Source organism: Nostoc sp. UHCC 0252 (assembly GCF_034931145.1).
Taxonomy (GTDB): domain Bacteria; phylum Cyanobacteriota; class Cyanobacteriia; order Cyanobacteriales; family Nostocaceae; genus Nostoc.
Window position 1 is genome coordinate 1 of record NZ_JAYGHE010000147.1, and the last position, 5481, is coordinate 5481.

At 41.8% G+C, this 5481-nt stretch carries 5 protein-coding genes and 2 pseudogenes; 3 read left to right on the top strand and 4 right to left on the bottom strand.

What is annotated here, in order from left to right; all coding sequences use genetic code 11:
* The 3 genes and pseudogenes from VB732_RS35225 to VB732_RS35235 form a co-directional block, all read left to right on the top strand.
* Positions 1–453, top strand: a pseudogene (locus VB732_RS35225) (hypothetical protein); the annotation flags it as partial.
* On the top strand, positions 432–2435 hold the full coding sequence (locus VB732_RS35230) for a hypothetical protein (protein WP_323235444.1): 2004 nt from the start codon (positions 432–434) through the stop codon (positions 2433–2435). The pseudogene VB732_RS35225 and the gene VB732_RS35230, both read left to right, overlap by 22 nt.
* Positions 2436–2599: 164 nt before the next feature.
* Positions 2600–2935 carry a hypothetical protein gene (locus VB732_RS35235; RefSeq protein ID WP_323235445.1) on the top strand — a complete coding sequence of 112 codons (336 nt, stop codon included), beginning with the start codon at positions 2600–2602 and terminating at the stop codon, positions 2933–2935.
* Positions 2936–2970: 35 nt separating this feature from the next.
* Here the strand turns inward: VB732_RS35235 and VB732_RS35240 are convergent, their stop codons facing one another.
* The 4 genes and pseudogenes from VB732_RS35240 to VB732_RS35255 form a co-directional block, all read right to left on the bottom strand.
* Entirely contained in the window at positions 2971–3354 is a 384-nt protein-coding gene (locus VB732_RS35240) for a toxin-antitoxin system TumE family protein (protein WP_323235446.1), read from the bottom strand.
* Positions 3344–3634 (bottom strand): hypothetical protein, encoded by a 291-nt coding sequence (locus VB732_RS35245; protein WP_190964298.1) that lies wholly within the window; start codon positions 3632–3634, stop codon positions 3344–3346. Before VB732_RS35245 ends, VB732_RS35240 begins: the two co-directional genes overlap by 11 nt.
* 226 nt (positions 3635–3860) lie before the next feature.
* The gene (locus VB732_RS35250; protein ID WP_323235447.1) at positions 3861–5096 is read right to left on the bottom strand and encodes an AIPR family protein; all 1236 of its coding nucleotides are present in this window, start codon (positions 5094–5096) and stop codon (positions 3861–3863) included.
* A gap of 69 nt (positions 5097–5165) precedes the next feature.
* Positions 5166–5481: pseudogene (locus tag VB732_RS35255) on the bottom strand (cytosolic protein); the annotation flags it as partial.

Sequence of the window (5481 nt, forward strand, 5' to 3'; positions counted from 1 at the left end):
CAAGGCCCCCCTGTTTGTCCCTGGTTTGAGCCGACTTGGAATTGGCTAAATGTGCCGTTTGCACTGTTCAACCCGTTTTTTTACCTTGCATTCATAATTTCTGTAGGTGTGCAAGTAATCGAAGCCCACGCCCTACGTGGTAAGAACCCAGATTCAGCTAGGCGGGAACTTCAAGACCACATGGTTTATGACCTTGAAACCAAGCCTAGTGGCAAGATTGACTTAGTAGGCCAACTCTGGGCGGATTACAAAACCGCAGGTACACGCGATCGCTCTAGCGCAGGGCTGGTTGTGATTGCGGTTTGGGTGTTCGATATTGTCACCACCTTTGCGGCTCGTAACCCATTTGAATTTACAGCCCCATTCATGATTTTGGGCTGTATTTTGTTTAACATCGGCACAATGATGGCGGGTGAAATTGGGTTCGCTATTTGGCGACTGACAAAGGATTAGAACGGAAACCGCCCAAGAAACCAATCACTGTAAAAAAGGGCGGCAACGTTTCACCAAGGGAGGCATTTATGCAAGGTAACGATATCCCAAAAATTACAACTAAAGAAACTGAACATTTACGCGAATCATATCCTAGCTTGTCTCACTTGGAAGCCGGAAATATTGCCCAATGGCTGCAAGAGAGAAAAGATGGATTATTTGAAATGGCACGGGCATCTGAGAATGAAGCAGATATGACCCGTGTACTTGGTTTGTTGGCTTCTGGGATCGGAGCGGTTTGTTATGCGGTGAACCCTTTGGCGCTAGTTGGTGGTTTAATCGGTGGTGCTGCGTGGTTATGGTTTGTTGTCGAACATTCCAACAGAACCAAGGAGATTGCCCCCTTGCCTTTTGTGCGTGGTAATTTTGTAGACGCTCTAGCTCGTGCTGGGGATTATGATGCGAGGAGTAATTATCAAGCAGATCATCTTGCCAATACCGTTAAATTCCTGGAGCGACAATCAGCAGAAGAGTACACCTTTCTTCATGCTGAGTTTGAAAATATTGTCCAATATTTAACCCAAGTTGAACCAGGAAAACGTTTTTACGCTTATCGCTGGATGTTTGGCTGGTTTAGCAAGCTTAAGGGTCGTCAGCTACCGACTTATGAAAGCATGGCTCTCCATTTACAGAATGTGACAATTGACAGCCGAGTGAATCGGTCTGAGATAAGTGCCATCGCACAGGCTCAAGCCCAGTTACCACCGACCGTAGATATCAAACAGTTTCAATCGCCACAGGTAGATATTGGGAAGATGAACCAAGCTGCGGAGCTTTCTAGACCGACAGAGTTACAACCATCTTCCTCTGATGAGCTTGCACCAGAAACTTTAATTAATCTTCCTCTGACTAATAGGGCAAACGCACTCATCACTGCTTTAACGAAAAGTGGATTCCAAGTAGAGAATATGATGAGTTCTCAAGTCATTGCGATCGCTGGTACTCAGCGAGGTGGCAAGGGAACCTTAGCAGCAATCTTGGCAACATTATCAACAGCACTTGACCCCGGATTGAACACCCAATACTTTACTGCTGGGGTGGACGTTTACCCCTTTGCCTGCAACTTGACTTCTGCCCTTAAATACCCGGATATTGATGCAGATGGGGCTGATCAACTCGTCGCTCGTGATTTATTGAAATTTCTTAAAGGCTTAGATGGAAGCGAACCTTACTCCCATAAAAATTTACTGCTAGTAATTGATGAAGCCATGCGGTTGCTGTCATTGTTAGAGGAGAGCGATCGCACTTGGGCGATTCAATATTTACTTTCTCGCTTCGCCAAGTGTGGCGGTACATTAATCATTGTGTTGCATGGCTCGAACCTAACTTCTGTGGTTGGGAAGGCCACAGCAGGGCTGGCAGACACCTTTAAGCTATCAATTAACTTCATTGGCTGTGTAGCTCAGTCTGTCAGCGCTGGTGGTCTACGCAAAATGAATGTTGCTAGTGGAGAATATTTCAAAGCCAACCCTAATAACTTTGGAGAACCTGTTATTGGTGGCAACTTGGGCATGATTCCCGAATGGCTAAAGACCCACAAACACCCAGGCAATGGGCAACCAGATCCAGCTAGAACATTACTTCAGTTCTTCCCGGAATTAGTTCAACAGCATGAAAGGGCAGTCATACCCAGAGGGGAGAAAATTGCTCCATCAGACGCAGTTAATCATCTGGAGTCCATTTTTTCAAAGCCTTATCAAGAACTGGAATTTCTGGAAGTAGAAGAAAATAGTATTTCTGAGGCTGATTTGGAACAGATTGTGGCGATCGTTGCAGCTACTGCTAGTCCTCCAACTTCTTTTGCTGCTATCAGAAACAGCCGCAAGTGGGGCGACGATAAAAAGAGTGTTCTTTACTTGAGAAATGCCCTATCACAATTAATTGACACTAACCGATTGTGCGGAAATGAAAAAGATGGTTTCAGTGTAATTAATGTTAATTAGTAATATTGGTCACACTTCCTGTTGAGTTCCTGTTGAGTTCCGGTCGAGTTCCGGTATTCTTACATCTCCAGGTACGGATAAAAATAGGGTCTTTTTATTTTTTCAGCAAGATTTAAATTTTTTCTAAACATTTTCTGGAATGTACGGGTATGGGAAATTTAAAAATGAGCGACAAATTAACCACAGCATTACAAAAATTAGCCATAAGTCCAGTTAAAGCAGACAGGCTGGCTATTTATAGATTGGAAAAAGAATACGGCGCTTCTTTATCAGAACTTACCAATGAGCTTGAAGATTATGCCATCGTTCACCAATCTATTCAAGACCAAAGAGCTAAACCCAAAAATCAGTTGATTATCGTTTGCTGCTATGGCTGTCTTTGGGGCGCAGTTATTGGAATTGCGACGTTGTTTATCAAGCCTAGCGTTACTGTAGCGGCGATTGGGTTGGGTTTTACGGCTGGGGTGTCTGGAAAATTGCTGGTTCAAAAAGAGGAATAAGTTGAAGTTGGCAACGTCTGCCGTAGGAATCGCACTTATCCTAATATTTTCTCAATTTCTTTTAGGATCTCAGCTAAAAAAGGAGCATCTGATTTAACTATATTATCCTCACTCCCATCATGTTTATGATGAGGGAAAGTAGTCAGATTTAATTTTCGGTGATGTTCAGTATTGTCATAGCGAAAAATTAGATTATTCTCTGAATTCATATATTGATAGCTATACATTTTTCTATCAAGAGATATTTCAACATAAACAAATTCCCTCAAATGCAGCAAGGAGTTATCTTTAAATTCGAGTTTGGCTCTGATAAAACCTTCATACATTCCTCTTTTTTCATTTTCTATATGAAATATTTTAACTATCTCGGAGGATTCAATTAAAAGCCGAATTTCCTGAAAATAATCTTCAATCAACAAAATCAATCTCCTCTATAGATTCTTTTGTTTGTTGTAAATGTGCCAACATTCGAGCTTCTCCAATCCACTCATCAAAGTCAAAATTATGGGATAATTCATCATTATTAAACTGAGTGATAAATTCTTCAGTCGATAATTTATATTTGGTTTCAAATTCCTGAATCCTTTCTTCTGTTCTTTTGATTCCTGCTGTCACACTCTGTAATCTTTCTGACAAAGCACTTTGAATAATGCGTTTGAGGGAATCTGGATCTTTTGACCGGAGTTTGAGTTCAGCCATTATTTTTCCTCTCTTGCTACCTTGAATGAGCAGTTGTTATTGTATATGAAAATGGGAAAGAATCTGTGAGCAATAGCACTTTTTCGATTTCACTAGTTAGGCTATCAATTAAAACAGTTATCAGTTATCAGTTAAAACCCAAGGACTTTACGACTTGACTGATAACTGTTTACTGTTAAAAGCCATCGCCTATCTAAAATGAATCTTTTATAGTAAACTTATACTATTATTTCTTATCTGCTTGCAAACGCCTTTTTCTACCTTGTGTCACCTTCGGTTCTTCTGACTTACTGGAGTTAACCATTTGCATCAAGTGCTGATTTAGATAACTTTGCGCTGAGATATACAAACTTTCCCAAATCTCTTGATTGCGGCTGATTTTTGTACCGACTGTATTCCCTGCTGTTTTCTCCGACACCAAGTATTTACGGAAATAGTTATTCCACAGGTGTTGGAGGAAATCTTCGGCGAATTCGTTAAACGGCAGAATCCATTTATATTCCTTGTCTAGAAATACCCGATAGGATGCGATTATCGGTAATGCGAGGTCAGTTGGCGCACCAAACCCGAAAGAATATTTGCTGTCCGGCAATAACGTAGTTTTACGTATATCAATTGATGCTAAATCGTTAGCACCCTTTCTTCTGGGGTTGCTGATATGGTCTTGGATTATTTCATAGAGTCTTTGCTCTATCCACAGAGCATGAGTCAAGAGAGGCAGTAAGGCGGTTAACCGCTCCCTTTCTGCGTCTGTGATGTTACTTGGAAGACTCATCCCTGCTGGGTGTTTGGTTCGTTTATTGCCATCGGGGTTATATTTATTTCTATCAAGGCAGTAAAGGAGCTTGAGCAAATGAGTGACATTGCACTGGGCATTTCTGGGAGCGCCACTTTGATTCTGGTAATAGGCGATGCGAAATTTCCTATCTTCTTTCTGTTCTAACTGAGCTAAGTACTGCTTGATGAATTTGTAATCACCCCTAGCGTTGACTTTGGAACGAGAATCTACTGGCGTTGTGGTGTTGGAGGCCAGGGCTATATCTTTGGCTGATTCTTCACTCAATCCGATGTGAATCGTAACTTTTACCCTGGCTTCGGTTAAATTGTAGTTGTAATTTTTAGCTTGCTCAAAAGCTAAAACTGTATGCCCCCCGTTGATAATACCGTCGCTACCGCCCTCGTTAGCTTCTAAGACTTCTAGCTCCAGTTCAGTTTTGTTCTTGACAGGTTTAACAATATTAGCTGACAGAACGATTCCACTGTGGCGAGAGAAGAATTTTTCGGGTTCGGTTGTCAGTGAGTCGAAAACTTGTCTGTAGGTCGCGCTTTTGCGGTTTGGTTCGCGGATGTTCGGTTCTAGCGGCAGGTCTATCGGGAACGAGTCTACATGGGCGGTGGCGATAATGCAATTGGGGTTGGCTTGAAAATAGTTATCTATTTTTAGATTCCAAGTCTTGGGCATAGTTTATTTGAGTTAAATTCGTCTTAGGCTTATGGAGTCAGGAATAGGGAAATTGGGCGATGCTCAATTTCATTGCTGGGTATCGGTTGTGGGCGACTGGTAAATTTGACGCAATTGTGAGACAGTACTCGCTGCATCTATGCCCTCCAAAATGGCTTCTAGCACACTTACATCTTGGATAGATTCGATTTCAGGTAATAAATTTTGACCAGTTTCTCCAAATTTGAGCTTTAATCCCAAGGCTATACCTTTCAACAAAGCTTCAAGCTTACCTTTTTCAATACCACTACGTTCAAAAGAAGTAACATACTGCATACGTTGCTCTGCCTCCAATTGTTCTACTTCATGCTGAAATTCTCGCTCTAAATCTTGAGGGAGTGTCAAT